The following is a 25,478-nucleotide window of genomic DNA, read 5'->3' as shown; positions in this document are numbered from 1 at the left end:
GGCGGAGCGCCCTTCAGCGGCCGAGCGCGGGCAGCACGTGCTCGGCCAGGATTGCGGGCAAGAGACGCAGCTGCGCGCAGTGCCCGCCGGGGCCCGTGCTGGCGTAGCCGCGCACGTAGAGGCCGCCGCCGTCGTACATCCGGGTGAGCCGCAGCGCGTCTCCCGCGTCGTCGGCGCCGCGTCCCTGCGCGCTGGAGAGGGCGTCGTCGCCGCTGGAGGTCACCGCGATGGGGCTCGCCCCGAGCTCCCGCAACAGGAAGGTCGCCGTCTCCTTCGTCGATGCATAGCCGCTCGTCGGGATCTCGGTGTGCGTGAGGTAGAAGACCGGCGCGCCGCGCGCGGCGGCGCTGGCCAGGGCGACGTAAGGGGCGAGCTGCCCCTGCACGAGCGACGTCTGCCCGGGCATGTAGGAGCCATAGAGGGAGTCGAGCAGGATCAGCGCATCGAGCTGCGCGCTCCCGCGCTCGATGATCCTCCCGATCGCGCCGGACCCGGCGCTCCACGACGACAGCACCAGGCGGCGCGCGCGCGCGCCCGCGATCCCCGCGGCGCTGGCGACCTCGCGGTCGATCGCCTGGAGCAGCGCCTCCCAGCCGCCGCCCTCCAGGGCGCGCGCGTAGTCGCTCGAGCGGGTGCCCAGGTCGACCCCGGCGATGACCAGCCCGAGGTCCCTGGGAGCCAGCTGCTTCCGGACAGGCTCCGCGCCGTGAAAGTGGACGAGGAGGTCGTAGCCGCCGTCCGCGCGGATCGCGCGTGCTGGCGGGACGAGGAGCCTGCCCATCGGGAGCGGGCGCCAGCCTTCGTAGACGCCGAAGCCGTTGTCCGCGAAATCGCACCCCGCTTGCGCCTCGTGCTCGTCGAGCGCCACGCGCTCGATCGCGCCGCCCCTGGGCAGCGGCGACGGCTCGGTGGACGTGGCCGCCGCCGCCTGGACGACAGGCGATGCGCTGGGCTCCTTGCTCCGACGGAGCAGCAGGGAGCCGCTGACGACGCCCAGGCTCGCCGCCAGGAGGAGCGCGTCGCGGAGCTGCCGCGCCGTGCGGCCGCTCAAAACCCGGGGTTGGTCACGGTCGGGACCCACTGCCTGGAGGGAGGTTTGCCCGGGGTTGCTCTGCGCGCGCTCGGCGCGCTCGTGCCGGGTGTGGTCGCGCTGCGCGCGGCGGCGCTCGGCCTCGTCGAGGCAGGCGCGCCATCGGCCGCGCGCGGCTGAGCGCTCGCCCCGCGCTCCTCGGGAGCGGCGTTCTCGCTCGCGTCGGGCGCCGGTGAAGCGCCGGCGTCAGCGCTGTTCTCCAGGCTCGCGACGGTGCCGGACGATCTCGCCGGCACGTCCGCCGTGGCGGCGGTTGTCACCGCGTCCGCGCTGCGGGCGAGCAGCATCAGCTGCTCGGACGAGGCCTGCTGTGGCGAGGGCCGCCGGAGCCACATGAGCCCCGCGCCGGCGGCCGTGATCAGCGCGAGCGCCACGGCGGCCACCAGGGTCCCCGAGCGGCGCCGCGTCGCCGGGACCTCGATCGGACCGAGCGGCGTCTGCTGGCCGGGCGAGCTCTGCGGCAGCATCTCCGGCAGCGACTGCCGCGCGAGCGAGGGCGCGCTCGCGCGAACCGTGGGGGCCTGGTCGGCCGGGTGGCCGGGGGGGAGCTGCGTGAAGAAGAACTCGCTGATGCTGTCGCGAACGAGCATCACCTCGGGCGGGCGGGAGGCGCGCTCGTCGAGCGTGCGGACCGTGTCGCGGAGCGCGGCGCGCCGGCGCTGGTTGCGCTCTCCCAGCAGCCCGCGCACGAACGCCCCGATGTCGCGGTCCGTCACCGGCGGTTCCTTGGCCAGCACGGACTCCAGCGCGCCCTCCAGCTCGAGCATCGTCTGGTAGCGGCGGTCCGGGTCCTTCTGCAGGCACGTCATCAGCACCTGCTCCAGCTCGGCGGGGAAGTCCGGGTTCTTGAGGCGAGGCGCCAGCGCGGGCCGGGAGATGATGTGATTCAGCGTGAGGAGGTCGTTCTCCGCGGTGAACGGGTGCTCTCCCGTCGTCATCTTGTAGAGCACGATCCCCATCGCGAAGATGTCGGTGCGCCGATCGATCCGGTCGCCCCGCGCCTGCTCCGGGGACATGTACGGGACCTTGCCCTTGATCTGTCCCGCGGTCGTGTCGTTGTGCGCCCGGTTGGTCGCCTTGGCGACGCCGAAGTCCACGAGCTTCACGTGGCCGTCGTACGTCACGAGGATGTTCTGGGGTGACACGTCGCGGTGCACGAGCCCGAGCAGCTGATCGTCGTTCTGCGGGTCGCGGAGCTCGTGCGCGGCGTGCAGGCCGAGGCAAGCGCGGCTGAGGATGCGGAGCGCGATGCGCAGCGGGATGGCGACGCCGCTCTTGTTCGCCGCCCTCGCGATGACCGACAGCGCTTCGCCGTCGACCCACTCCATCACGATGTAGAGGACATCGTCCTGCTCGCCGAGGTCGAGGATCTCGGCGACGTTCGGGTGATGGATGCCGGAGGCGAGCCGCGCCTCCTCGAGAAACATCTTCTCGAACTGCGCGTCGTCCGAGAGCGACGGCAGCATCGTCTTGATGGCCACCGTCTTCTGAAAGCCGCGAAGTCCCCTGTGGCGCGCGGCCCACACCGTGGCCATTCCCCCCTGCGCGATGGGCAGGAGGAGCTCGTAGTGCCCGAGCTCCTTTCCCGGCAACAGCTGGGGTTCAGGGATCATGGCTTCGTGCGGCGCGCTCCTGACCGATACGCGGGGAACCCGGAAAGCTCGAGCGAGTCTAGCATCCGGATCCCGCAGCAGCGCTATGTGGGATAACCTACAAAAGAACGCGGAAGGCTTGCTCCCCGCGGCAGGCGATCAGGCGCCGGGCGGGACCGACTGCCCCCAGAGCTGCTGGTAGATCTCGCTGAGCTTCTGGTGCGTCTCGGCCGAGAAGCCGTTGACCGCGTAGGGCCAGCGGAAGCCGTCACCCATGGCCTGGTTGCACGAGAAGGAGACGAGCAGGTCGACCGGCGTGGGGTTGTTCGGCCGGATCATGGAGATGCCGAGCCCGGGATAGAAGCAGTTGCCGCGGTCCGCGGTGAAGCTGTCCTCGTCGCCGAAGACGTCGAGGATCTGCTCCTTGAGCTCCTCGTCGCTGTCGCTGGTCGTCAGCTGGCGCTGCTGGAGGATGACGAAGTTCTTGAACCGGGGCTGAGCCGGGAGCACCGGCGCGGCCGCTGTCTGCCCGGGGATGAGGTTGGGCGGGATGAGGCCGGGGAGCGCCTGCTGCAGGCCCTGGAGAGCGGCCTGACCCATCTGCTGAAGCTCGGGCGGGATCCCCGGGATGAGGGTGGGGCCCTGGGTCGTCGCCGTCGGCGTCGGGGCCAGCTCCTGCCCCTGGAGGCGGAGCACCGTGATCTGCGCCTTGTCCATCTCGTCGAACGGCGCGGTGCGGGCCGCGCAGCCGAAGACAAGGGGGGCCAGCAAGGCGATGCCTGCGAATGTACGGGTGGTGAGGTTCATGTTCACTTTGACGTTCATCTAGCACGGCTATGCGGCGGAAGGTGAACAGCGACCGCACGCGTCAGGCCCTCGCGCTCGGCCTACCCCCGGTCGAGCTTCACATCGTGCTCGCGCCGAAGTCGTAAAGCGCCCGGATCTCGCTGAGGCGCGCCGTGATGTCGGCCCGGGTCACCGCCGCGATCCGCCGCGTGCCCACGGCCTCGACGCAGAACGAGGCGGTCGCCGTCGCGTGGAGCATGGCGCGCCGGAGCGCGAGCGCCGTGATCTCCGGCTGGCACGCGAGGTAACCGATGAGCCCGCCGGCAAAGGCGTCGCCGGCGCCCGTGGGATCGATGACGTCCTCGAGCGGGAAACCGGGCGCGGCGAACACGCCATCCTCGTCGAAGAGGAGCGCGCCGTGCTCGCCGCGCTTGATGATCAGCCGGCGCGGACCGCGGGACAGGATCTCCTTCGCGGCGCGGCGGATGTTGTACTTGCCCGAGAGCTGGCGCGCCTCCTCGTCGTTGACCACGAGCGTGTCGATGCGGCGCAGCATCGCCGCGACCGTCTTCGGCTCGCCCTCGATCCAGAAGTTCATCGTGTCGGCGAGGACGAAGCGCGGCGAGCGGACCTGCTCGAGGACGTCGAGCTGGAGCGCGGGGTGGATGTTGCCGAGCAGCACGAAGGGCGTGTCGCGGTAGGCCTCCGGCAGCTTCGGCGCGAACGACGCGAACACGTTGAGCTGCGTGTCCAGCGTCGTGCGGTGGATGAGATCCACGTCGTAGCGCCCGGCCCAGCGGAAGGTCTTCCCCGGGACGCGCTCGACGCCCTCGACGGCGATGCCGCGGGCGCGCATCGCCCCGAGCGTCTCCTCGGGGAAGTCGTCGCCGACCACGGCGACGGTGCGCACCGGAGCGAAGCAAGACGCAGCGAACGACGCGTACGTGGCTGAGCCACCCACGACGTCCTTGGCGTTGCCGGACGGGAGCTCGAGGTCATCGAATGCCATCGAGCCGATGATGAGAATCGCGGAGGAGGTCGTCACAGGGGGCCTCTTAGCCAGGTTTATGCGCAGCGGCTAGCCGCGCGTTTCGTTTCGGCGACGCTGTCGCGACCCCGGGGGGCCGCGCGCGGTGCCCGCCTGACGCTGGCCGCGCAGCGGGCGCGGCGATGGGCCGCGGTGGCGGGGCTCAGTCGGCCTTCTGCCGGGGGCCGATGAGCCACTCGAGCCGCGCCTGCGCGTCGGGCGACGTCGCGGCGGCTGAGGTCATGATGGATTTCTCCAGCGCGTTGCGGGCGGGGCTCTGCGACACGTCGGGGAGGCTGTGGGCGAGGGCCTTCGCGACGTTCCGCGCGTGCCCGATGTTGCGGTTCAGCACGGCGATGACCGCCTCGACGCTCACCGCCTCCTCGGTCACGTGCCAGCAGTCGAAGTCGGTCGTGAGCGCGAGCGTGGCGTAGGGGAGCTCGGCCTCGCGCGCGAGCTTCGCCTCGGGCAAGTTGGTCATTCCGATGACGTGCGCGCCGAAGGACCGGAACATGTGGCTCTCGGCCCGCGTCGAGAACTGCGGGCCCTCGATGCAGACGTACGTGCCGCCCCGGTGGACGCGGGCCGCCGTGGCGCGCGCGGCGTCGTGGACGGCGGCCGCCATGATCGGGCACACCGGATCCGCGAACGGCACGTGCGCCACCAGGCCCTCGTCGAAGAACGTCGAGGTCCGCCGCTTCGTGAAATCGATGAACTGGTCGACCACGACGAGGTCGCCGGGCTCGATGTCCTCGCGCAGCGACCCCACGGCGCTCACGCTGAGCACGTGCGTGGCGCCGAGCATCTTCAGCGCGCAGATGTTCGCGCGGTAGTTGATCGTCGACGGCGAGAAGCGGTGCCCGCGGCCGTGGCGCGGCAGGAAGAGGACGGTCGCGTCGCCGCCCTTGACCTTCCCGCGGAGCACCACGTCGCTCGGCAGTCCGAACGGCGTGGACACCGAGACCTCCTCGACGTCCTCCAGCCACCCCATCTCGTAGAGCCCGCTGCCGCCGATGACGGCGAGCACGTCGTGATTCGCGCTGGCGCTCATCTCTCGAACCTCCGTTCCGCGAGCAGCCGCTCGCAGAGGGCAGCGCGCCGCTGGCGGCGGCACCGCTCGGCGAACACGAGCGACCGCAGCTGCTCGTAGGCGCGGTTGATCTCGTCGTTCACGATCACGTAGTCGAAGAAGCCGTAGTGCTCGATCTCCCCCTTCGCGTTGCGGAGGCGGCGGAGCGTCGTGGGCTCGTCCTCGGTGCCCCGCCCGCGCAGGCGCCGCTCGAGCTCGGCGAGCGACGGGGGCAGGATGAACACGGCGACCGCCTCGGGGAGGCTCGCCTTGATCTGCCTCGCGCCCTGGTGATCGATGTCGAACAGGACGCCGCGCGCGGTGGCGCGGGCGATCTCGATCTCCTTCAGGCTCGTGCCGTAGAGGTGATCGTGCACCCGGGCCCACTCGGCGAAGGCGCCGATGCGGATCATCTGCTCGAACGTGCTCGGGTCGACGAAGTGGTACTCGCGGCCGTCGACCTCGTTCGGGCGCGGGCGCCGCGTCGTGTGGGAGACCGAGAAGCGCAGGTCGGGGAACTCGCTGCGCAGCCTCCCGCAGAGCGTGGTCTTCCCCGCGCCGGACGGGGACGACACGATGAGGAGGAGGAAGTCGTCACTGAGTGCTTCGGTCGACATGCTCTCCTGTCACTCGATGTTCTGGACCTGCTCCCGCAGGCGTTCGAGCTCCACCTTCATCGCCACGACGTGATGGGAGATGGCGGCGTCCTGCGCCTTGGAGCCCAGCGTGTTCGCCTCGCGTACCATCTCCTGAAGCAGGAAGTCGAGCCTCCTTCCGCACGGGTCGCCGCCCGGCCCCGCGAGCGCCCCGCCGAACTGGTCGAGGTGGCTCCTGAGGCGGGTGATCTCCTCGGTGATGTCGCTGCGCTCGGCGAGCAGCATCACCTCCGCCTCGATCCGCGCCGCCTCGAAGCCGGCCTCCACGCCCTGCAGCAGGCGCTCGACGCGCTCGCGCAGCCGCCGCCTGAGCGCCTCGCGCGCGTCGTCCGCGCGCGCCACGACCTCGGAGGCGAGCGCGCGCAGCGTCGCCACGCGCCCGCGCATGTCGCAGGCGAGCGCCTCGCCCTCGCGGTGGCACATGCCCTCCATCGCGTCGATCGCGCGCTCGATCGCGAGCTTGAGCGCGCCGCGGACGGCCGCGATCTCGTGGCCGCCGGCGGGCGCGAAGAGATCCGGCACGGCGCAGAGCAGCGAGAGCGGCACGTCCGCGCCCGGCGCGAGCTCGTCGCGCAGCTCGGCGATCGCTCGGAACGCCGCGCGCGCCTTCGATTTGTCGAGCGTGCTCGGGGCCAGCACCGCCCCCTCGGTGCGCACGATGATCTCGATGCGGCCGCGGCGCAGGCGCTCGCGCGCCACCTGTTCGGCGAACATCGTCAGATCGACGAGCTCGCGCGGGAGCCGCGCACGCACATCGAGGAAGCGCTGGTTCACCGAGCGTATCTCGGCGACGACGCGTCCTTCGGTGAGCGAAGCGTCACCGAGCCCAAAGCCGGTCATGCTCCGCACGAGGCGCTCCGCTCTACCTAGCTCGCCTGGTGCCCGGTGCCCGCGGCCGCCTGGGCCTTGGGCAGCGGGACGTTGCCGCACGTGACCGTCGCCGACGCGGCCGCGGGGCCCTTGTCGCGGAGCGTGCGCAGGTACGTGACCGTCGGCTCGATGCCGTCCTCCCACCGCACGCGGGGCTGGTAGCCGATGAGCTCCGCCGCGCGCGAGATGTCGGCCAGCGAGTGGCGGATGTCCCCCGCGCGCGGGGGCAGGTGCTCGACCGCGATGTCCCGCCCGAGCACCAGCGAGATCTCCTTGCAGAGCTCGTTCAGCCCGATCCGGCGCCCGCCGGCGATGTTGATGACCTCGCCCTTGAACTTCTTCGGCGACGTCGCGCCGAGCAGGTTCGCGGAGACGGTGTTCTCGATGAAGCAGAAATCGCGCGTCTGCTCCCCGTCGCCGTAGATGGGGATCGGCCGGTTCTGGAGGGCGGCGTCGACGAACCGCGGGATCGCCGCCGCGTAGGCGCCGTCCGGCGTCTGGTTCGGCCCGAAGACGTTGAAGTAGCGGAGGCTCAGCGTCTCGATGCCGTAGATGCCGGCGAAGACCTTCATGTAGTGCTCGCACGCGAGCTTCGTGACCGCGTACGGCGACAGCGGCATCGGCTCCATGGCCTCGTGCTTCGGGAGGACCGGCGTCTCGCCGTACGCGCTGGACGACGCGGCGAAGAGCACGCGGCGCACGCCCTGACGGCGCGCCACGTCGAGCACCGTGACCGTGCCGCCGACGTTGACGGCGTTCGACTCGACCGGCGTCTCGACGCTGCGCGGGACCGAGCCGAGCGCGGCCTGGTGGAGCACGACCTCGACCCCCTTCGCCGCCGCCGCGACCGCCGCCGCGTCGCGGATGTCGCCGGTGATGCGCTCGATCAGCGATTGGTGCGGCAGCCCGTCGAGGTTCTCCCACCGGCCCGTCGCGAGGTTATCGAGGACGCGGACCCGCTCCCCCGCGGCGGTCAGCGCCGCGACGAGGTTGCTTCCGATGAAACCGGCACCGCCGGTGACCAAGTAGCGAGGCGTGGACATGTGCGTGCTCCCCCGGCGGGCGCCTACTTCTTCTTGAAAAGGTTGTCGAGCTTGCTGCGCGAGTCGGCGATGCGCTTGGAGTTATCCTCCGGTACGCCGTTCTTGAACGTGAAGAAAGTACAATAGTTCGCTCTTTCCCGGTCCGGGATGTACTCGGCGATGTGCTCTTTGCACTGGTTGTGCGCGGCCGGGTCCCAGTTCTCGCAGTTCTTGCAGCAGTGGAGGTCGACACCGCAGTGGGGGCAGGTGTCCGCGCGCTGGAGCTTCACCTCGAAGATGAGCTCGTTCTTGCATTTATGACAGAAGTGTCGCTTCGCCTCGACCTTCGGAATCCAGCTCATGATGTCCTCCGGTACCACGACGGCGCCCGCTCTGGCAGGCAGAACGTTCCATAGGGGGTCCAGTCGGGATCAGTGTGTGTCTGTCCTACACTGGCTCCCCTGAAGAACGAGCTCGATTGGCGCGGCCCCGGGGGGCTCTTGCCCGACGGGGCAGGCCGGTGTCGCAGCCGCATGCGCGGAACTCGTGGAGATCGTCCGCCCGGCGCGGAGGGCTTACACGAGCCCCTTGCGCCGCTGGATCTCGCCCATGACCCGCTGGTACTCGACCTCCCAGGTTCGGGAGCCTTCCTGTACGTGGCGGAGCTTGCCGCGCACCTCCGTGTCGAGCGCCTCGTCCATGTCGAGGTATTTCCGGAGGATGGGCCTTATCCGGCGCCGCAGGTCGTGGTCCTCGACGAACACCTCCTCGACGTTGTTCGAGTGCATCAGCATCTCGAGCAGCTGGTCGAGGAGATAATCCATCGTTTCCTCGCCTGTCTTGATCCCCTTCTGCTCCGCGGCCAGGCGCTTGACCCGGTTGAACTCGCCCTGGGGGAGCCCGCGTGCCTGGAGGATCTCTTTCGCCCGCTCGGTCGCTTCGCGCTCGGCGTTCAGGTAGCTCGTGAACACCGACTCGACGTCGAGCGCGACCTCTTTCTTGGACGTGCACTCGATATCACGGTTGTCCACGAGCGCGCGGACGATTTCTTCTGTGAGAGGAGTAATTTTGCCGCTAAAGAGGCGCATCCAACGTCCGTAGCTGGAGGAGCGGTCGAACTGGCTCCCCCGTGCAGGGGTTCATTCACGGGGCGTGCCCGGCTCAAACCGAAAGGTACGGGCCGCGTCTCCGGGATGTCAACGCAAGTGGGAGGTTCCGGCACAAGTCGGAGCCGCCCGGCCGGTGGGGGCCCCCGGAAACAGCAGGACCGCGACACCGCAAACCGCAGGAGCAGCCGCGATGATGATGGGTAAGGATGCGATGGCACGGAGCGTCAGGGTCCAGCCTGGCGCGCTCGGGAACGACGGTGGACTGGACCTGGATTCGCGCAAACGACGGGTCGTCCGGCGCGGCGCGATCGGCAATGCGGCCTCCCCGGCCACGCAGGCGGCGCTGGCCGACGGAGGGACGATCCAACGCGTCGCGAAGGGGCGTCACCTCGTGACGCAGGGCGACGCCGCGACGGCCCTCGCCATGCTCAGCCTCGGCCGCGTCCGGCTGGTGCGGGGGATGAGCGACGGGCGCAGCCTGTCGCTCGGCTACCGAGGGGCCGGCGACGTGCTCGGCGAGGCGGCCCTCGGCGGCGTCACGGCCCACCGGGAGAGCGCGATCGCCACGGAGGACGTCGAGGCGCTCATCGTCCCCCTGGCCACGGTGCGGAACCTGATGGCGAGCGACGCCAACTTCGCGGCCGCGATCGTCACCACGCTGGTCGAGCGCCACACCGACACCGAGGAGCGCCTGGCCTCGATGCTCTTCCGCAACGTGGAGGCCCGCCTCTGTGAGTTCCTGCTCAAGGCAGCGACGCGCTGGGGCATCCCCGATCCGCGCGGGGTGCTCATCTCCGCGCCCTTCACCCATCAGGAGATGGCGAGCATGATCGGCTCCACGCGCGAGACCGTCACGCTCACCCTCGGCGACCTCCGTCGCAAGGGGGTGATCGAGATCGATCGCCGCCGGATCGTCGTCCTCGATCGCGACGCGCTCAAGGGCCGCATCTGAGATCGCTTGCCCGGCGGCGTCGTTGAGGGGACACGCCTCCTCATCAACGCGCCGCCTGCCGCCGCAGAGGCGGCTCGCTTCGCGGTACCCGCCCCGATCGCCCGCCTGCTCCCGGCGTCGCGGCGGCGTCCGTCTCCCTGCTCCAAGCGCTGCTCCCACCATGGACCCGCCCCAGAGCTCCTGCGGGGAGCTCTGGCCGTGCTCGCTTCCGCTGCGCCCGCGCGTCTAGCGGTCCCGCTTGGGTCCGCCGCCGCTCACTGGATCGCGGGTGGAGCGCACCCCGAGCTTGAGCCGGCGCATGACGGCGTGCTTCTGCCGCTCCTTGTACCTGGCGTGGCTCGCGTCGCCGACCTCGTTCGCCGCCTCGGTCTCGCGGTCGATCAGCTGGAACTCGCAGAGGACGAAGATGATCGGCCCGAGCGCCCAGGCCGCGGGCGGCGCCATGTCGAGGATCTCGGCGGGGAGGCGCACCGGCAGATCGACGACGAAGTGGATCACGCGGTAGCTCCGGTCGCTGAAGCTGTTGTCGCCGGCCGTCAGCCCGTCGTCGACGTCGGTCTGCAGCGCCTCGAGCATCGGCAGCAGGAAGGGGCGCGTCTCGCAGTAGCTCCGGAACCGCAGGATCGTGTTGGTGCTCTCGCCAGGCACCACGTAGTTGAACGGGAACAAGCGCTCGGAGAGGTACAGCAGGACGGGGAGCAGATCGTCCACGGTGCGGCAGACGATGCGGAAGCGGAGCTTGTCGTAGATGGCCGCCGCGGTCGTGTCCGTCTTCGACAGGAGCTTCGTGTAGAGCGAGTCCTTGTTCTTCCGACCGCCGATGAACTCGGTGATGGGGAAGCCCGCCGCGAGCATGCCGCCGATCACCCGGTACACCTTCTCCTCGACGAGGTGGAAGACGTCCTGGTCCGACATCGGGATCGAGAAGAGGAGCTCGCGCCCGGCCAGGTGATGGATGATGTGCATCGCCTTGAGGATCGTGCAGGCGCAGAGCTGACGGTGGCCCTTGCCCGAGGCGAGCATCAGGATCTCCTCGACCGACGCGCGCGCGACAGGGCTCGGGATCGGGAACTCGAAGTGGCGGCGAAGGTAGGCGATAGCCTCGTTCTTGACGCTCTCGAGGTGCGCGCGATCCCCCGGCTCGTCAGGCCGGAACTCCTGCGCGAGGAGGAGAGCGCGCGCGTCCTGCTCGCTCTGGAGGTTGAGCCTCCGCCAGTCGATGACCGAGTCGCCGCGCAGGATGAGGTGCACGGACTCCAGGTCCATCAGCGTGAACTCTTCGAGCCGCTTGAGCCGACCGACGGAGGCGTCGTGCGTCATGACCTCACGCTCCCCGAGCGTAAGCGCCAGGGCAGTCGAGCGCTTGAGAAACCGTCGCGTCGAGGTGCAGGAGGCGGCAGCTGGGCGAGAAAGTCAGGAGACAGGGGCGTTCGGCGGGGCAGGGCGAGAGCTCGGGGTGCGACCAAGCGAAAGGGTCCCGAGGAAGATGCCGACCGTCAACGCCACCACCGTGGCGTGACCGAGGTAGGCGCCACTGCAACCAATGGCAGCGAACGGGGCGAGCGCAGCCAGATACCACGGGGTGATCCTCATCGGTTCTCCTTCTCCGCCTCCAGCGGCACTGTACAGGCCGCATGGTCGCTCCCTCCGGGGGGGCACCACGGTGCATCACGATCGTCCCGGCAAGAGCGTGTAAGTGGTTGTAGGATAAGGTGCCACGCCCTGCTGCTGCGGGCCAAGAAGTAGCGGCTTCGGGGGGAACGCATCAAGGGAATTCGTTCTCACTTTCCATTCCCACTCGAACCGACGTCGCTGGATACCGGGAAAGTCGAACGAAAACAACATGTTGTCGCTGAAATCGAAGCCCTTGCATCACGGGTTGGGCGCGGCCTGCTGGACGCGAGGTGGTGCCTGAGGGACACGCCTCCAACTCACGGCCCTGCCTGGCTTGTCAGTTTCCGGGCGTCAACGGTCTCGTGCGCCGGCCGACGCAGGGCGCCGAGGCTGGCGCTGCGCGTGGGGCGGTCGCGCGTGTCCGGGGCTGATCAGCGGACGGGGAACGTGATCCGGGACGCGTCGCCGAGCGTGACCGACCGGCTGGTGACGTCGCGCCCGCTCGTCCTGTCCACCGCGATCTCGAGGCGGTAGAGGCCGTCCGGGAGCCGCACCTTCGTGAGTACCGCCCTGGGCGCCGTCCCCGCGGCGAAGTGCCATGAGCTGCCATGGATCGGCGCGTCGCCGGTCGCGCTGTCGCCCGACGATGGATCCGTCCACGTCATGTCGAGCTGCACGACGGTCGCCGCGTCGTCGAGCCGCAGCTCGACCTCCCGTTCCTCGGGCAGCCCCTTGAAGAGGACGCTCCCCGCGAGCAGCGCGCCCGCGACGAGGATCACCGGGGCGAGGCGCCTGGTCCAGGGGGGCCGCCGATCTGGCTCGGTCGGCTGCTCGTCCTGCTCGTGATCCAGAGCTTCCTGGTCGATCGAGCTCATCGGGCTTCAGCGGGCTCGGCTGGTGCGGATCCGCTTCACCAGGCCGTCGATCACCGGCTGCGGCAGATCGAAGGCGGGCATCTTGTTCTTGCCCTTCCTGATCGTCTCCGCCATCTGGGCGTCGGTCACGCGCTCCTGCCACGCCGCGTCGGTGAGATCGGGGGCGCGGACCATCGGGCCTTGAGGGCCATCGCCGCGCCCGGCCCTGCCGTGACAGGTCGAGCAGTTCCGCTGCCAGGCGAGCTCGATGAGCCCCGGATCGGTCTCGTTCGATGCGACCGGCCGAGCAGCGACCTTGCCGCCCTGGCCCTCGTTGGGGCTCGGGGGATCGTGATCGGCCGCCGTCCACTCGCGGACGTCGCCCGGCCCGGGATCGCAGCCAAAGAGGCCGACAGAGAGGACGGCCGCGCGAAGGAGGCGGCCCAGGGGCTTGTCGTGGCGTCTCCGCATGGGGTGGAGGAGTACGGATACTGAAGATGATGGGGGAGGCAAGCGAAGAAGGCCAAGTCGACGGAACCGACCGCCGGCGCGCCAGGTGAAGCGGCCTTGCGCCGGCGGGGTCCGCGTCAGCTGCCAGCGCGCCGCGACGGCGCGGGACCGCGCGCGATCGAGGCGCGCCGTCCGGAGGGCGCCCTGGCGGAGCGCGTCACTTGCAGGGATCGCCGGCGACCTTGCCGCCGCCGTCCACCGGCTGCTTGTCGACAGCCTTGCCCTCGATGGCCGCGATGAAGAACCCGGTGCGCCGGTTCTGGGCCTTGCCGTCGGGGGTGTTGTTGTCGGCGACCGGCTTGGTCTCGCCGAAGCCGACGGCGATGAAGCGCTTGCAGTCGTGGCCCTTCGCGACGAGCCAGCGAGCGACCGACATCGCGCGCTTCTCCGACAGCGTCTGGTTCAGGGCGTCGTCGCCGTCCGAGTCGGTGTGCCCCTCGATGCGGAGCAGGCTGACGTCCTTCCGCTGCTTCAGGAAGTCGTCGACGATGTTGAGGACCTCGTCGCTCTCGGGGAGGAGCTTGTCGCTGTTCGTCTCGAAGACCACCGGGCCGGGCAGCTCGACCTGGTTGCCCTTCAGCTTGAACGTGAGCTTGAAGCGCGGGCGGGGCTTCTTCTCCTCCTTCGGCTCGGGCTTCGGCTCCGGCGGCGGCGGGGGCGGGGGGGTGGCCGCCGGCTCCTTGCCGGAGCCGAACGAGGCGCTGGCCGTGCAACCCGCCGTCACGGCGGCAGTGCCAACCATCATCACGGCGCACAGAACGGAAGCGACGTATCTACGCATGGACGTTGTTCTCCTCTGAGGGGCACGAGCCGAGGCTCGCATCGGCAACCCGCCGGGCTGGCGCGCTTGGACGGCAGCTCGCCATGAAACTTCACCGCCGTCGGGTATTTGCGTGGTGGGCGCATCGAAGCGACGCCGCCTTCTAGCGAAAAGTCAGGACGAACGAAACCGGGAAGAGGGCGCCGCCGCGGACCCCGCGCACGCGGGCGGACCGACACGACACGCCGCCGAGGCCGCTCTCGCGGTGCGCGGACCCTGGACGGGCGGGGTTGCTCCTAGAGACGCTCGCAGGGCACGCGACGGCTCATGCGCGCGCACGATCTTCGCGAACCACGTGAACGCACGTGAATGTCGCAAACGACGCGAGCGCCGCGAAGGACGCGAACGGACTGAGCAGCGCGAGCTGCTCGCGCGTCGCAGGCGGGTCGTAGGGATGGGGGAGGGCACCCGGGAGGTGCCCCAGAGAGAGGGTCGCGGAGCCCTGGGCGAGGGCTCCGGAGCGTCATGCTGCGGAGAGGGCGCGAGAGCGCGACGTGCTCAGCCTCCGCTCCCGCCCGCGCCGCCGGCGCCTTCGCCGCCGGCACCTTCGCCGCCAGCGCCTTCGCCGCCAGCGCCTTCGCCGCCAGCGCCGCTGGCACCACCTTCGCCGCCTTCCCCACACGGCACGCCGGTCGTCTCGGCAGGGGGCGCGACCTCGCCCAGCTGGACCTGCTTCGCCGTGAACCCGATGCCGATGGAGATGGCATCGCACTCCTGGCTCGGATCCTGGCTGCCGTCCTTCATGATGTCCGAGGCGCGGCGGACCTGGTCGAGGGTGGTCTCGAGCCCGGAGCCCTCGCAGAAGCCCGGCTGGACGGCGCCGATGACGCTGCGCAGCTCCTCGACGAGGACCGCCGTCTCGAGCACGCCCGCGATGGTGCCTTTGACCACCGACTTGTGATCGGGCGCGAGATCCATCGCGATCCGCACGTTGCGGATCGTGAGGCCGATCGTGGTGCCCGAGATGGTCAGGTTCAGCTTGAAGGTGACCTGCGATTCCGGGCCCGACACCCAGGTGTCGTCGACGACGTAGCTGGCCGGGAACACGACCTTGGCGCTCTCGACGTCCTCGGCGTCATTGAGCAGCTCCGGAACCACGGGCCACTTGTCGCTGCCATCCCAGACGGGCGCCGCGCCCAGCGTGGCGCCGCCGTAGAGCTTCGCGGTGAGGGGGTTGTACGACGACTGAGCGCCGAGGCCGTCGAGCTTCAGGATCACGGTGAAATCGCCGTTGGCGATCGCCTCGGTGACCCGGGTCGACGGCTCGCTCAGGAGGCTGGAGATGAGGCCGACGAGCTTGTTGCCGAAGGAGTTGTCGATGCCGCCGGCGCCGTCCGGGTAGACGTCGGAAGGGGATGCGCCGTCGACCGGCTGGCAGAGGTCCTGCGATACGGTGCTGGACACCTTGCCGTCGAGGTTGAAGCCGTACTGCTTCCAGCTGCCGGGCGTCTTCTTCCCTTCGCGATCGGTCTCGCCGAGGAAGAGCCTGTCAATCGCGAACGCGGCGCCCTCGCCGTCACCGGCCTGCGCCGGACCAGGCGGCGGCGGCTGACCGGGGTCGACGCCTGTGTCGTCACCAGGATCAGCAGGATCCGCGGGGTCCGAGCCACAGCCGGTGACAGACAGGAGCGCCGTCGCCAAATAGACCGCGACGGCGATACGGGAATGACGCATCATCGACCTCACTTTCTGGAAACCCCACCCCACATCAGGCAAGTGCTCTCAAGCGGGCGCTCATGCTAGCGCCGGGCTGCGCGCCTCATCAAGGGCGATCCCCGCTGCGCAATGCGCTATATGTGAGCTCGAAGGCAAGCGCAGGTCGCTCGCCCAGATGCCTTCAAAATCCGCTCTCCCTGATTGCCCGCCTTTCCCGAGTCGCCACGCCATGAGAAGCCACCTGGAAGCCTGCTGTGACCGCTGAGTTCATCCACCTCCACGTGCATTCGCAGTACTCGCTCCTCGACGGCGCGCTGCGCATCAAGGACCTGGCGTCGCGCGCCAAGTCGCTGGGAATGCGGTCCGTCGCCCTGACCGACCACGGGAACATGTTCGGGGCGATTCAGCACTACAAGGCCTGCAAGGAGCAGGGCATCGGCGCGATCATCGGCTGCGAGGTGAACGTGGCGCGCAGCTGGGGCGCGTCCGCGGGGCAGGTGTCGCGCTCGGGCGCGGACGAGACGCCGGTCGATCACCTGGTGCTGCTCGCGGCGTCCGAGGAGGGCTACAAGAACCTCGTCCGCATCGTCTCCAAGGGGCACGTCGACCCCGCGAGCGGGCTCGGGCCGAGCGTCCGGCTCGACATGGTCGCGCAGCACAGCGCGGGGCTCATCGGGCTGACCGGCTGCATGGGCGGCGTGGTCGCCCAGCGGATCCTCGAGCAAGGCGAGGACGAGGGGCGCGAGGCGCTCAGCCGGCTCAGGGACTGCTTCGAGCCGGGCAGCCTCTATGTCGAGCTGCAGGACCACGGGCTGGTCGAGCAGTCGGTGCTCAACGGCATCCTGGCGCGCGCGGCGGGGGACCTGGGGCTGCCGCTGGTCGCGACGAACGACGCGCACTTCGGCGCGCGCGAGGACGGCGAGGGGCAGCTCTACCTCTCCTGCATCGCGGCCAACCGGACGTTCGCGGAGGCGAGCGACGCGCACCACGGCAGCTTCGAGATGTTCCTCAAGCCCGCCGACCAGATGACGCACCTCTTCCGCGACTACCCGGCGGCGATCCGCTCGACGCTCGAGATCGCCGAGCGGTGCTCGGCGCTCAAGCTCAAGCTCGGCAAGCCGATGCTCCCGACGTTCCCGCTGCCGAGCGGGTTCGCCGACTCGGCGTCGTACTTCCGGCACGTGGCGCGCGAGGGGCTCGCGGCGCGGCTCGCCCAGATCGCGCGGACCGGCCGGCCGGTGGACGAGGCGACCTACCGGGCGAGGCTCGAGGTCGAGCTCGACGTCATCGTGCAGATGGACTTCCCGGGCTACTTCCTCATCGTCTGGGACTTCATCAAGTACGCCAAGGACCACGGCATCCCGGTCGGGCCGGGCCGCGGGTCGGGCGCCGGCTCGCTCGTCGCCTACTCGATGGGGATCACCGATCTCGACCCGCTCCCGTACAACCTGCTGTTCGAGCGCTTCCTGAACCCGGAGCGCGTCAGCATGCCCGACTTCGACGTCGACTTCTGCATGGACCGGCGCGACGAGGTCATCTCGTACGTCACGAAGAAGTACAGCAAGGAGGCGGACAAGCCCTCCGTCGGGCAGATCGCGACGTTCCACGAGCTCAAGGCGCGGAGCGTGATCAAGGACGTCGCCAGGGCGATGGCGTTCCCCGCGATGGAGGCGCAGAAGATCGCGAGCCTGATCCCGCAGAAGAGCCCGGGGATCATGTACACGATCCCCGAGGCGCTCGAGATCGAGCCGAAGCTCAAGGCGCTCAAGGAGAGCGACCCCACGGTCGCGGAGCTGCTGAAGCAGGCGCAGAAGCTCGAGGGCCTGACGCGGCACGCCGGCATGCACGCCGCCGGCGTCGTGATCAGCGAGGGCCCGCTCTGGGATCACGTGCCGTGCTTCAAGAACGGCGAGCAGCTCGTCACGCAGTACTACAAGGACGACGCCGAGCTGGCCGGCCTCGTCAAGTTCGACTTCCTCGGGCTGAAGACGCTCACCGTCATCGACATCGCGGTCAAGCTCGTGAACGCGCGGCCGGACATCGCCGCGAGGGAGGGCGCGCGCTTCGACGTGAACACGGTGCCGCTCGACGACACCGCCACCTACGCGCTCCTCCAGTCCGGCGAGACCACCGGCGTGTTCCAGCTCGAGTCGAGCGGCATGCAGCAGCTCTTCAAGGACCTGAAGCCGGACGCCTTCGAGGACATCGTCGCCGCCGTGGCGCTCTACCGGCCCGGCCCGCTCGGCACCGGCATGGTGAAGGACTTCGTCGACTGCAAGCACGGCCGGAAGCCCATCGAGAAGATGCACGCGCTGGTCGACGAGCTGCTCAAGCCGACGTACGGCGTCATCGTCTACCAGGAGCAGGTCATGCAGATCGCGCAGCAGCTCGCGGGCTACACGCTCGGCGGCGCCGACCTGCTCCGGCGCGCCATGGGCAAGAAGAAGCCCGAGGAGATGGCGAAGCAGAAGGCGACGTTCGTCGACGGGTCGCTCAAGAACGGGGTGAAGGCCGAGGACGCCGAGCGCATCTTCGGGCTCCTCGAGTACTTCGCGGGATACGGCTTCAACAAGAGCCACTCGGCCGCGTACGCGCTGCTCACCTACCAGACCGCGTACCTCAAGGCGCACTACCCGGTCGAGTTCCTCTGCGCGCTCATGACCGCCGACCGCGACAAGATCGAGAAGGTCGTGCGGATCATCGCGGAGGGGCGCGCGTGGGGGGTCGAGATCCTGCCGCCCGAGATCAACGAGTCCAAGACGGACTTCACCGTCGTCTACAGCGCAAAGCCGGTGACGAACGGCAAGCGCGTGACGGGCACCCGGCGCGGCGGCTCGCGGGTGAGGGACCCGTACGACCCGAAGATCCGCTTCGGAATGGGGGCGATCCGCGGCGTCGGCGAGTCGGCGCTCGAGGCGATCCTCGAGGCGCGCGAGGCGGGCGGCGCGTTCTCGGATCTGTTCGACTTCGCCGAGCGCGTCGATCCGCGGCGGGTCAACAAGGGGGTGTTCGAGGCGCTCGTGCAGTGCGGCGCGTTCGACGCGAGCCTCCAGGCGCGGGGCATCTCGCGGGCGCGGGCGTTCGCCGGGATCGACAGGGCGCTCGAGCGCTCCCGCAGCGCGAACAAGGAGCGGAACAGCGCGCAGATCGGGCTGTTCGCGGCCGTCGCGTCCAAGAGCGAGGTGCGGCTCGATGACTACCCGATGGCCGAGGACTGGGACCTGCGCGAGACGCTCTCGCGCGAGAAGCAGTCGCTCGGGTTCTACGTCTCGGGGCACCCGCTCGATCGCTACGGCGTGGACCTGAACCGCTTCGACGTGACGGGCGTGAGCGCGCTGGCCGGCATGGACCCGTGGTCCAGGGTGCGCGTCGGCGGCATGGTCGAGGGCTACCGCGAGCGCATCTTCAAGGGGGGCGGCGGCAAGATCGCGTTCTTCGTGCTCGAGGACACGACGGGCCGCGTCGAGGTCAAGGTGCGCGAGAAGCAGATCGAGAACTACGGGGAGCTCCTGAACCGGGGGGAGCCGGTCCTGATCTCGGGGAAGATCAGCTTCCCGATGGTGGAAGAGGGGGCCGAGGAGGCCGAGTCCGCGCCGCGCGAGCCGACCCTCCTGCTCGACGAGGTGCAGCCGCTCTCCGACGCGATCCTCGCGCAGACCCGGAGCGTGGCGATCACGCTGAAGTCGCGCAGCGCCAGGCGCGAGCACATCGACCGGCTCGGGGCGCTGCTGCGAGCGAGCCCGGGGGTGTGCCCGGTGCAGCTCGTGATCCAGCTCGACGACGGGGCGGAGGCGGTGCTGTCGCTGGGGCGCGATCTCCGGGTCGAGCCGAACGACGCGATGCTCGGGCGGCTCGAGAAGCTGTTCGGCGAGAAGGTGGCCGAGCTCAGGTAGCCGGCTCGCTCGCCCCCGCGTGCTCGGCGGCCCGCGCGAGGGCGCCGAGCTTCGCCTCCGCGTCGCTGCGGTCGCCCTGGTGCTTGAGCAGGACGCCGAGGGTGTCGCGGGCGACCTCCGGGGTGATCGCGCGCTTGCCGAGCAGGAGCAGCGCGCGGGCCCAGTCGATGGTCTCGCTGATAGCGGGAGATTTCCGCAGATCCATCGCCCGCAGGGCGCCGACGAACGCCACGATCTGCGCGGCGAGGCGGGGCTCGATCCCGGGGAGCGCGACCTTCAGGATGGCGACCTCGCGCGAGGGCGGCGGGTAGTCCAGGAACGCGTGCAGGCAGCGGCGGCGCAGCGCCTCGGTCATCTCGCGCGTCGCGTTCGTGGTCAGCAGGACGAGCGGCGGGTGCGCGGCGCGGATCGTGCCGAGCTCGGGGATCGTGACCTGCATCTCGGAGAGCACCTCGAGCAGGAACGCCTCGAACTCCGGGTCAGCGCGGTCGACCTCGTCGATGAGGAGGACGACCGGCGCGGCGCTCCGCAGCGCCGCGAGGAGCGGGCGCGCGATCAGGAAGTGCTCGCTGAAGAACGACGCCTCGCTCCCGGCGATGGCGCGCGCGGCGGCAGAGAGGCTCGTCGCGCCGGCGATCTCCTTCGCCACGGCGTCGCGCAGCAGCTGCGTGTAGAGCATCTGCTTCGCGTAATCCCACTCGTACAGCGCCTTCGCCTCGTCGAGCCCCTCGTAGCACTGCAGCCGGATGAGCCCGCGGCCGAGCGCCTCGGCCGTGGCGCGGGCGAGATCGGTCTTGCCGACGCCCGCCGGCCCTTCGAGCAGGAGCGGCCGGTCCATCCGGAGGGCGAGCCAGAGCGCGAGCGACGTCGCCGGGTCGGAGATGTAGCGGGCCGCCGCGAGGCGCGCGTCGAGCTCGTCCGCGGAGGCCGGGACGTCGTCGCGAGCGCGCTGGTCACCGAGCGCGCCGCCGCCGAGCGCGCCGCCGCCGGGCGCGCCGCCGTCGTGATCCGGGGGGAGCGTCACGGCCAGACGGTAGCACGCCGCGCGCGAGCCTCGGGCGCATGACGCGGCATGGCGCGCCCGAGCGGGTCGTGGCCCGCGCCTGGATGCTGGGTTAGAAATCGCGACGATGACGGATGAACACCATTCCCTCGTGCGCATCGACGCGACCGGCACCGCTCACCCGGTCGATCTGGAGGCGAGCAAGCGCCTGCGCGCCCGGCAGGGGGTGTTCGAGCTGCTGCCGGCGCCCGATCGCCTCGTCGTGATGCGCCACGTGGGAAACGAGGCGCCGCGCGACGTGGGGACCGGCGCGGCGCTCCGGCTCGCCGGGCAGGTGACGGGGCCGGGCGCGCTCTGCGACGTCGTGTCCCTCATCGGACAGGCAGGGTGGTCCGGCGAGCTCGTCGTCATCGATGAGCTGGCGAGCCGGTCCCTCTTCTTCGAGCCCGGTCACGCCGTGGCGGCGCGCTCCAGCGTCGAGGGCGACCGCATCGGCGAGGTGCTCTACCGCTACGGCGCGCTCTCCCGCGAGCAGGTCGACGCGACGCTCGCCGCGGCCACGCCGGACGCGCGCTTCGGCGAGGTGGCGGTGAAGCTCGGCTTCGTGTCCCGCGAGCGGCTGTACCAGCTGCTCAGCACCCAGGCGGAGGAGATCGCGTACCGGCTGCTCCTCGCGGGCGAGGGGATGTTTTACTTCCTCGCGGGCTTCGACGAGGAGCAGCTCGCGAGCCGCCAGAACCTCCCCGTCCACGCGCTGCTCTTGGAGGCGGTGCGCCGCATGGACGAGATGCGCTACTTCCGCGAGCGGATCCCGTCGGACCAGCACGTGCCCGCGCGCGTGCCGGACCGGGGCCCGCCGCCCGAAGAGCTGCGCGCCGTGTACGACGCCATCGACGGCCAGAGCTCGGTCGCAGACGTGGCGCGCGCGCTCGGGCTCGGGGAGTTCGAGGCCACCAGGGCGCTCTTCCAGCTCGCGCAGTCCGGGCGGGTCGCGGTGCGAGCGCCGGGGCCGACGGGCGCCGCCGCCGGCATAGCGCTCTTCAACGAGGCGATCGCGTCGATCCTCTCGGCCGTCGACGCGGCCCAGCGGGGCGACGAGGTGCGGTGGCAGCTCGCCGCGTTCGTCGCGGGCGCCGGGATCTACGACGCCCTCTTCCGCGGCGCGGGGCCGGCGGCGGACGGGACGTTCGAGCCCGGGCGGCTCGTCGAGAACGCGACGCTCATCGCTGGCCCCGAACAGGTCGAGGCGATGCTGTCGCAGTGGATGTACGAGTACGTCTCGTTCGCGATGTTCGTCGCGGAGCCCTGCCTGCGCCTCTCGCCCGACGGCATCCCGCTCTCGAAGCGCGGCGACAACCAGCCCCCGCTGTCGAGGCGCGTCGCCGAGCTCGTGGGCCCGCTCGCGCCCAAGTAGCCGCGGCTAGCCCGGCGGCCCGGCGAGGATCTCCGCGGCCAGGAGATCGAGGCGCGGCGCGGCGCGATCGGGGCAGGGGAGAGCGGCCTCGCCGCGCAGCGGGCAGAGCTCGCACCGGCGGCCGTCGAGGAGCAGGCCCGCCCGCATGCCCGCGGCGCGCGCGGCCGCCACGTCGCTCGGCGCGTCGCCGATCATCCAGCTCGCCGCGGGGTCGAGATCGAGATCGCGCGCGAGCGCCGTGAGCATGCCCGGCCTCGGCTTCCTGCAATCGCAGGGGCCGATCAGCGACGGATCGCCGCCCGGGCCGCCCTCGGGGTGGTGCGGGCAGACAGCCAGCGCCGCGATCGGGACGCCCGCCGCGCGCAGCCCGTCGACGAGCGCGCGGTTCGTGCGCTCGATCGCGCTCCAGGGCACCTGCCCCTTCGCCGCGCCCGGCTGGTTGGTCGCGATCGCGAGCAGGAACCCCGCGTCCGAGAGGCGCCGCAGGCCCTCGAGCGCGCCGGGCAGGAGGCGGATCTGATCCGGGTGAAACGCCGTCACGACGACGCCGAGCTCGGGGTCGCGCACCACGTCGATGAGCGTGCCGTCGCGGTCGAGCAGGATCCCGCGCCTCGCCACGCGGCGCTCAGCTCTCGGCGACGAGCTGGAGAAGCCGCTCGCAGATCAGGTGGTGGTAGACCTCGTGGAACCCCTCCACGTGCGGCGTCGACGTGTAACCGGCCCGCGTCCTCGGCACGATCACGCTGGCGTCGGCCATCTGACGCAGGGCGCCGCCGTCGTAGCCGACGAGCGCGACCACCTTGGCCCCGGACCTCTTCGCGAAATCCGCGGCGGCCACCAGGTTCTGCGACCAGGGGCCGGCCCGGTCCGCGCCCGAGCCGCCGTGCACGCTGAGGCACACGAGGACGTCGCCCGCGACGAGGCGGCCGTCGAGCTGCTCGAGGAAGATCCGGTTGAAGCCGACGTCGTTGGTGAGGGCGCTGAGGAGCGCCGCGTTGTCGCAGAGGGAGGTGCACTTGAAGCGGCGCTTGCCCTCGACCCACGTGAACTTGGCGATGTCGCAGGCGAGGTGGCTCGCGTTGGCGGCCGAGCCGCCGTTGCCGCACGTGTAGATGGTGCGATCGCTCCGGTACGCCTCGAAGAGGATCTCGATGACGCGAGCCATGTCGTCCGGGCTCGTCGCGAGGGCGATCTCGGACGTCTCGCGAAGGTACTTTTCCACGAAGTCGTGCGTGCTCTGAGGCATGGTCGATTTATAGCCAGAGTCGCGCGCAAATGCCCAGCGGGAGGCGCGGCCGCGCGCCCGCTCACGATCGGTGCAGGTTCGCGACGATGCGCGCGCCGTCGAGATCGAAGCGGAAGCGCAGCACGCGCAGCCCCTTCGCGGCCAGCGCCTCCAGCACCTGGCGCTTCTCCGCCGGGCGGACGTAGAACATGAAGAAGCCGCCGCCGCCGGCCCCCATCAGCTTGCCGCCGAGCGCCCCGGCGCCCCGCGCGATCTCGTAGATCTCGTCGAGGACCTCGTCGGTCATCCTGGAGGCGAGCTTACGCTTCTGGGTCCAGTGGGCGTGCAGGAGCTCGCCGTAGTCGTCGAGCCTGCCCGAGACGAGGATGCGGTACACGTCGCGGCCGATGTCCTTGATGCGGTGCATCCGCTCGACCACGTCGGGCTCGAGGTCGTGCAGCCGCCGGCCCTGCTCCGAGAGGACGATCCTGGCCGGGCGCTCGATGCCGCTCCACACGATGAGCAGGTTGCTCTCGAGCTCGTCCAGCACCTCGTCGCGGACCGGGACGGGCTCGACGTGCACGGAGCCGTCCGGCGAGAACGTGAACGCCGTGACGTTGCCGTACGCGGCGATGTACTGGTCCTGCTTGCCGATCGGCTCCCCCAGGCGCTCGATCTCGATGGCGCAGGCCTCGCGGGCGAGCTGCTCGGACGACACGAAGTCGCGCTTGTACGTGTGCAGGGCGTTGAGCAGCGCGACGGTGAACGAGCTCGACGAGCCCAGGCCCGAGTTCGCGGGCAGGTCCGCGACGCTCGTGAGCTCGATCGAGTGCTCGATTCCCATCATCCGGAGCGCCTCCCGGAAGATGGGGTGCTCGATGCGGTCGACCGAGGCGACGATCTCGGTCTTGGAGTAGGCGAGGCGGATGTCGCGATGGAATCGCTTGTTGGCCGTGACGTAGATGTACTTGTCGATGGCCGCCGAGACGAGGTAGCCGCCGAAGCGGTCGGAGTACGCCGGCAGGTCGGTCCCGCCGCCGCCGAGCGAGAAGCGCACCGGGGCGCGAGAGACGATCATCGCCGCGCCTCGACCGCGGCGGAGAGGGCGGCCTCGACATCGCGGAGGCCCTGCTCGGAGCCGATCTCGTAAAAGCGCTCCGCGACCGGGAGGGCCCGCAGGCGGCCGCGGGCCGCGAGGTCGCGCTGCACCACGTCGAAGCCGAGCGGCGTGTCCGCCGGCAGCCCGGCGACGACCTCGCGGCGGAGCGCTGTCGCTCCGTAATCGATGTGGTCGAGCTCAGGGTCGGGCGGGGCGCCCGCGCGCCGCTTCTCGTAACGCGCGACGAGATCGCCCGAGACCGCGGTGTTCGACGCGTCGAGCCGGCCCTCGTTCCGGTACACGGCCATCGCGCCGAGCGCCTCGGGGTGCGCGCAGAGGTCCCGGAGCGGAGCCATGTAGTCGAAGGGGAGATAGGAGTCGCCGTAGGTCATGAGGAACACAGGGGCCAGGTGAGGCAGCGCGCGGCGCAGCGCGCCGGCCGTGCCGAGGAGGGCGGGGCCGTCGTCGGCGTAACGGAGCGGCAGCCCGGCGAACCGGTCGCCCATCGCCCCTCGAACCGCGTCGCCGAGGTGACCCACGCAGAGGACCACCTCGCCGAAGCCCGCCGTGGCGAGCCGCTCGAGGAGCCACGCCCCGAACGGCCTGCCGGCCACCGGCAGGAGGAACTTCGGCGTGCGCTCGGTGCGCGGGCGCATCCGGGTGCCGAGCCCGCCGGCGAGGATCACGGCTTGAGGAGGCGAGGCGTCGGCGCGCACGAGCGGGACGTACCACAGACGCAGGCCGCTTTCGGCGCGTCCGGGGCCCACCCGCCCGAGCCCGAAGAAATCGTCGCCACAAACTGTACGATCGTTCAGCTACTGAACTAGGTTCGGTGCCATGACCAACAAGGACATCGCTCCGCATCTTCTCCGGACGCTGGCCGCCCTCCAGAGCGAGGGCAAGACGGTGACCCTGGATACATTGACCACGGCCCTGGCGGTGCGTCGGACCGACGTTCGCCGGGCGATCACCGCCCTGCACCGCGAGGGCTATCTCGACGCCCTCCGGATGCGGCTGACGTTCCGCGGGCTCGCGCTCGGCGCGGCGTTCGCGGCGGCGCCGCTCCGCCCGCTGCGCCGCGCGCCGCAGCGCGCGGTCAAGGCGGCTTGAACGCCGCTGGGTCCACCCCGGCCGGCGCGGGGCGCCAGCGGCAAGTCAACCTCTGCCAAGCGCCTGGACGGCCCCCGAGATGATTTGTCGATGAGTTTCAAATCTTG

General features: G+C 70.5%; 24 protein-coding genes. 4 read left to right on the top strand and 20 right to left on the bottom strand.

What is annotated here, in order from left to right; all coding sequences use genetic code 11:
• Positions 1 to 13: 13 nt before the first annotated feature.
• From WME85_RS23020 to WME85_RS22975, 10 genes are all read right to left on the bottom strand, one after another.
• A complete protein-coding gene (locus tag WME85_RS23020) occupies positions 14 to 1,051 on the bottom strand; it encodes a hypothetical protein (protein WP_437840976.1) in 1,038 nt (345 codons plus the stop codon).
• Positions 1,048 to 2,703 carry a serine/threonine protein kinase gene (locus tag WME85_RS23015; RefSeq protein WP_437840975.1) on the bottom strand — a complete coding sequence of 552 codons (1,656 nt, stop codon included), beginning with the start codon at positions 2,701 to 2,703 and terminating at the stop codon, positions 1,048 to 1,050. The genes WME85_RS23020 and WME85_RS23015 overlap by 4 nt, the downstream gene beginning before the upstream one ends.
• A 138-nt stretch (positions 2,704 to 2,841) precedes the next feature.
• Entirely contained in the window at positions 2,842 to 3,507 is a 666-nt protein-coding gene (locus tag WME85_RS23010; protein ID WP_437840973.1) for a hypothetical protein, read from the bottom strand.
• Positions 3,508 to 3,586: 79 nt separating this feature from the next.
• Positions 3,587 to 4,513 carry a PfkB family carbohydrate kinase gene (locus WME85_RS23005; RefSeq protein ID WP_437840971.1) on the bottom strand — a complete coding sequence of 309 codons (927 nt, stop codon included), beginning with the start codon at positions 4,511 to 4,513 and terminating at the stop codon, positions 3,587 to 3,589.
• 145 nt (positions 4,514 to 4,658) lie between these two features.
• Positions 4,659 to 5,546 carry an S-methyl-5'-thioadenosine phosphorylase gene (gene mtnP / locus WME85_RS23000; RefSeq protein ID WP_436618701.1) on the bottom strand — a complete coding sequence of 296 codons (888 nt, stop codon included), beginning with the start codon at positions 5,544 to 5,546 and terminating at the stop codon, positions 4,659 to 4,661.
• Positions 5,543 to 6,181, bottom strand: a complete 639-nt coding sequence (gmk, locus tag WME85_RS22995; RefSeq protein ID WP_436618700.1) for a guanylate kinase — start codon at positions 6,179 to 6,181, stop codon at positions 5,543 to 5,545. The genes mtnP and gmk overlap by 4 nt, the downstream gene beginning before the upstream one ends.
• Positions 6,182 to 6,190: 9 nt before the next feature.
• The gene (locus tag WME85_RS22990; RefSeq protein ID WP_437840969.1) at positions 6,191 to 7,060 is read right to left on the bottom strand and encodes a YicC/YloC family endoribonuclease; all 870 of its coding nucleotides are present in this window, start codon (positions 7,058 to 7,060) and stop codon (positions 6,191 to 6,193) included.
• A gap of 26 nt (positions 7,061 to 7,086) precedes the next feature.
• Positions 7,087 to 8,133 carry an SDR family oxidoreductase gene (locus WME85_RS22985; protein ID WP_437840967.1) on the bottom strand — a complete coding sequence of 349 codons (1,047 nt, stop codon included), beginning with the start codon at positions 8,131 to 8,133 and terminating at the stop codon, positions 7,087 to 7,089.
• A gap of 23 nt (positions 8,134 to 8,156) precedes the next feature.
• Positions 8,157 to 8,474 carry a hypothetical protein gene (locus WME85_RS22980; RefSeq protein ID WP_044988583.1) on the bottom strand — a complete coding sequence of 106 codons (318 nt, stop codon included), beginning with the start codon at positions 8,472 to 8,474 and terminating at the stop codon, positions 8,157 to 8,159.
• A 213-nt stretch (positions 8,475 to 8,687) separates the two neighbouring features.
• Entirely contained in the window at positions 8,688 to 9,200 is a 513-nt protein-coding gene (locus WME85_RS22975) for a DUF507 family protein (protein WP_437840965.1), read from the bottom strand.
• Positions 9,201 to 9,432: 232 nt separating this feature from the next.
• Between WME85_RS22975 and WME85_RS22970 the strand changes: the two genes are divergently transcribed.
• On the top strand, positions 9,433 to 10,173 hold the full coding sequence (locus tag WME85_RS22970) for a Crp/Fnr family transcriptional regulator (RefSeq protein WP_437311578.1): 741 nt from the start codon (positions 9,433 to 9,435) through the stop codon (positions 10,171 to 10,173).
• Positions 10,174 to 10,398: 225 nt separating this feature from the next.
• On the opposite strand, the gene WME85_RS22965 is transcribed toward WME85_RS22970, so the two are convergent.
• The 5 genes from WME85_RS22965 to WME85_RS22945 all read right to left on the bottom strand — a co-directional run bounded on the left by WME85_RS22965 (position 10,399) and on the right by WME85_RS22945 (position 15,648).
• Entirely contained in the window at positions 10,399 to 11,493 is a 1,095-nt protein-coding gene (locus tag WME85_RS22965) for a TIGR04552 family protein (RefSeq protein ID WP_436618695.1), read from the bottom strand.
• 725 nt (positions 11,494 to 12,218) lie between these two features.
• Positions 12,219 to 12,662 carry a hypothetical protein gene (locus tag WME85_RS22960; RefSeq protein WP_437840963.1) on the bottom strand — a complete coding sequence of 148 codons (444 nt, stop codon included), beginning with the start codon at positions 12,660 to 12,662 and terminating at the stop codon, positions 12,219 to 12,221.
• Positions 12,663 to 12,668: 6 nt separating this feature from the next.
• Entirely contained in the window at positions 12,669 to 13,112 is a 444-nt protein-coding gene (locus WME85_RS22955) for a c-type cytochrome (protein ID WP_437627482.1), read from the bottom strand.
• A 196-nt stretch (positions 13,113 to 13,308) separates the two neighbouring features.
• Positions 13,309 to 13,932, bottom strand: a complete 624-nt coding sequence (locus WME85_RS22950; RefSeq protein WP_437311574.1) for an OmpA family protein — start codon at positions 13,930 to 13,932, stop codon at positions 13,309 to 13,311.
• A 537-nt stretch (positions 13,933 to 14,469) separates the two neighbouring features.
• Complete coding sequence (locus WME85_RS22945; RefSeq protein ID WP_437840961.1) at positions 14,470 to 15,648, bottom strand: hypothetical protein; 1,179 nt, start codon at positions 15,646 to 15,648, stop codon at positions 14,470 to 14,472.
• A 233-nt stretch (positions 15,649 to 15,881) separates the two neighbouring features.
• Between WME85_RS22945 and dnaE the strand changes: the two genes are divergently transcribed.
• Positions 15,882 to 19,520: a DNA polymerase III subunit alpha gene (gene dnaE / locus WME85_RS22940; RefSeq protein ID WP_437840959.1), complete on the top strand. Its 3,639-nt coding sequence runs from the start codon at positions 15,882 to 15,884 to the stop codon at positions 19,518 to 19,520.
• Here the strand turns inward: dnaE and WME85_RS22935 are convergent.
• Complete coding sequence (locus tag WME85_RS22935; RefSeq protein ID WP_437840958.1) at positions 19,513 to 20,544, bottom strand: AAA family ATPase; 1,032 nt, start codon at positions 20,542 to 20,544, stop codon at positions 19,513 to 19,515. The two genes, dnaE and WME85_RS22935, sit on opposite strands and share 8 nt — an antisense overlap.
• A 106-nt stretch (positions 20,545 to 20,650) precedes the next feature.
• On the opposite strand from WME85_RS22935, the gene WME85_RS22930 reads away from it, so the two are divergent.
• Entirely contained in the window at positions 20,651 to 21,937 is a 1,287-nt protein-coding gene (locus tag WME85_RS22930) for a DUF4388 domain-containing protein (RefSeq protein ID WP_437840956.1), read from the top strand.
• A 6-nt stretch (positions 21,938 to 21,943) separates the two neighbouring features.
• On the opposite strand, the gene WME85_RS22925 is transcribed toward WME85_RS22930, so the two are convergent.
• The 4 genes from WME85_RS22925 to WME85_RS22910 all read right to left on the bottom strand — a co-directional run bounded on the left by WME85_RS22925 (position 21,944) and on the right by WME85_RS22910 (position 24,977).
• Positions 21,944 to 22,555, bottom strand: a complete 612-nt coding sequence (locus WME85_RS22925; protein ID WP_437840954.1) for a D-glycero-alpha-D-manno-heptose-1,7-bisphosphate 7-phosphatase — start codon at positions 22,553 to 22,555, stop codon at positions 21,944 to 21,946.
• A 7-nt stretch (positions 22,556 to 22,562) separates the two neighbouring features.
• Positions 22,563 to 23,183 carry a D-sedoheptulose-7-phosphate isomerase gene (locus WME85_RS22920; protein ID WP_437840952.1) on the bottom strand — a complete coding sequence of 207 codons (621 nt, stop codon included), beginning with the start codon at positions 23,181 to 23,183 and terminating at the stop codon, positions 22,563 to 22,565.
• Between the two features lie 61 nt (positions 23,184 to 23,244).
• On the bottom strand, positions 23,245 to 24,240 hold the full coding sequence (locus tag WME85_RS22915; protein WP_437840951.1) for a GHMP family kinase ATP-binding protein: 996 nt from the start codon (positions 24,238 to 24,240) through the stop codon (positions 23,245 to 23,247).
• Positions 24,237 to 24,977 carry an NTP transferase domain-containing protein gene (locus WME85_RS22910; protein WP_437840949.1) on the bottom strand — a complete coding sequence of 247 codons (741 nt, stop codon included), beginning with the start codon at positions 24,975 to 24,977 and terminating at the stop codon, positions 24,237 to 24,239. Before WME85_RS22910 ends, WME85_RS22915 begins: the two co-directional genes overlap by 4 nt.
• A gap of 121 nt (positions 24,978 to 25,098) precedes the next feature.
• Between WME85_RS22910 and WME85_RS22905 the strand changes: the two genes are divergently transcribed.
• Positions 25,099 to 25,371, top strand: coding sequence for a hypothetical protein (locus tag WME85_RS22905; protein ID WP_437311566.1), 273 nt, complete (start codon positions 25,099 to 25,101; stop codon positions 25,369 to 25,371).
• Positions 25,372 to 25,478: the final 107 nt, after the last annotated feature.

The sequence above is a fragment of the Sorangium sp. So ce1153 genome, assembly GCF_051521595.1.
Taxonomy (GTDB): domain Bacteria; phylum Myxococcota_A; class Polyangia; order Polyangiales; family Polyangiaceae; genus Sorangium.
The sequence above is the reverse complement of the archived record's forward strand: the minus strand, read 5'-3'. Positions and strand labels throughout refer to the sequence as shown.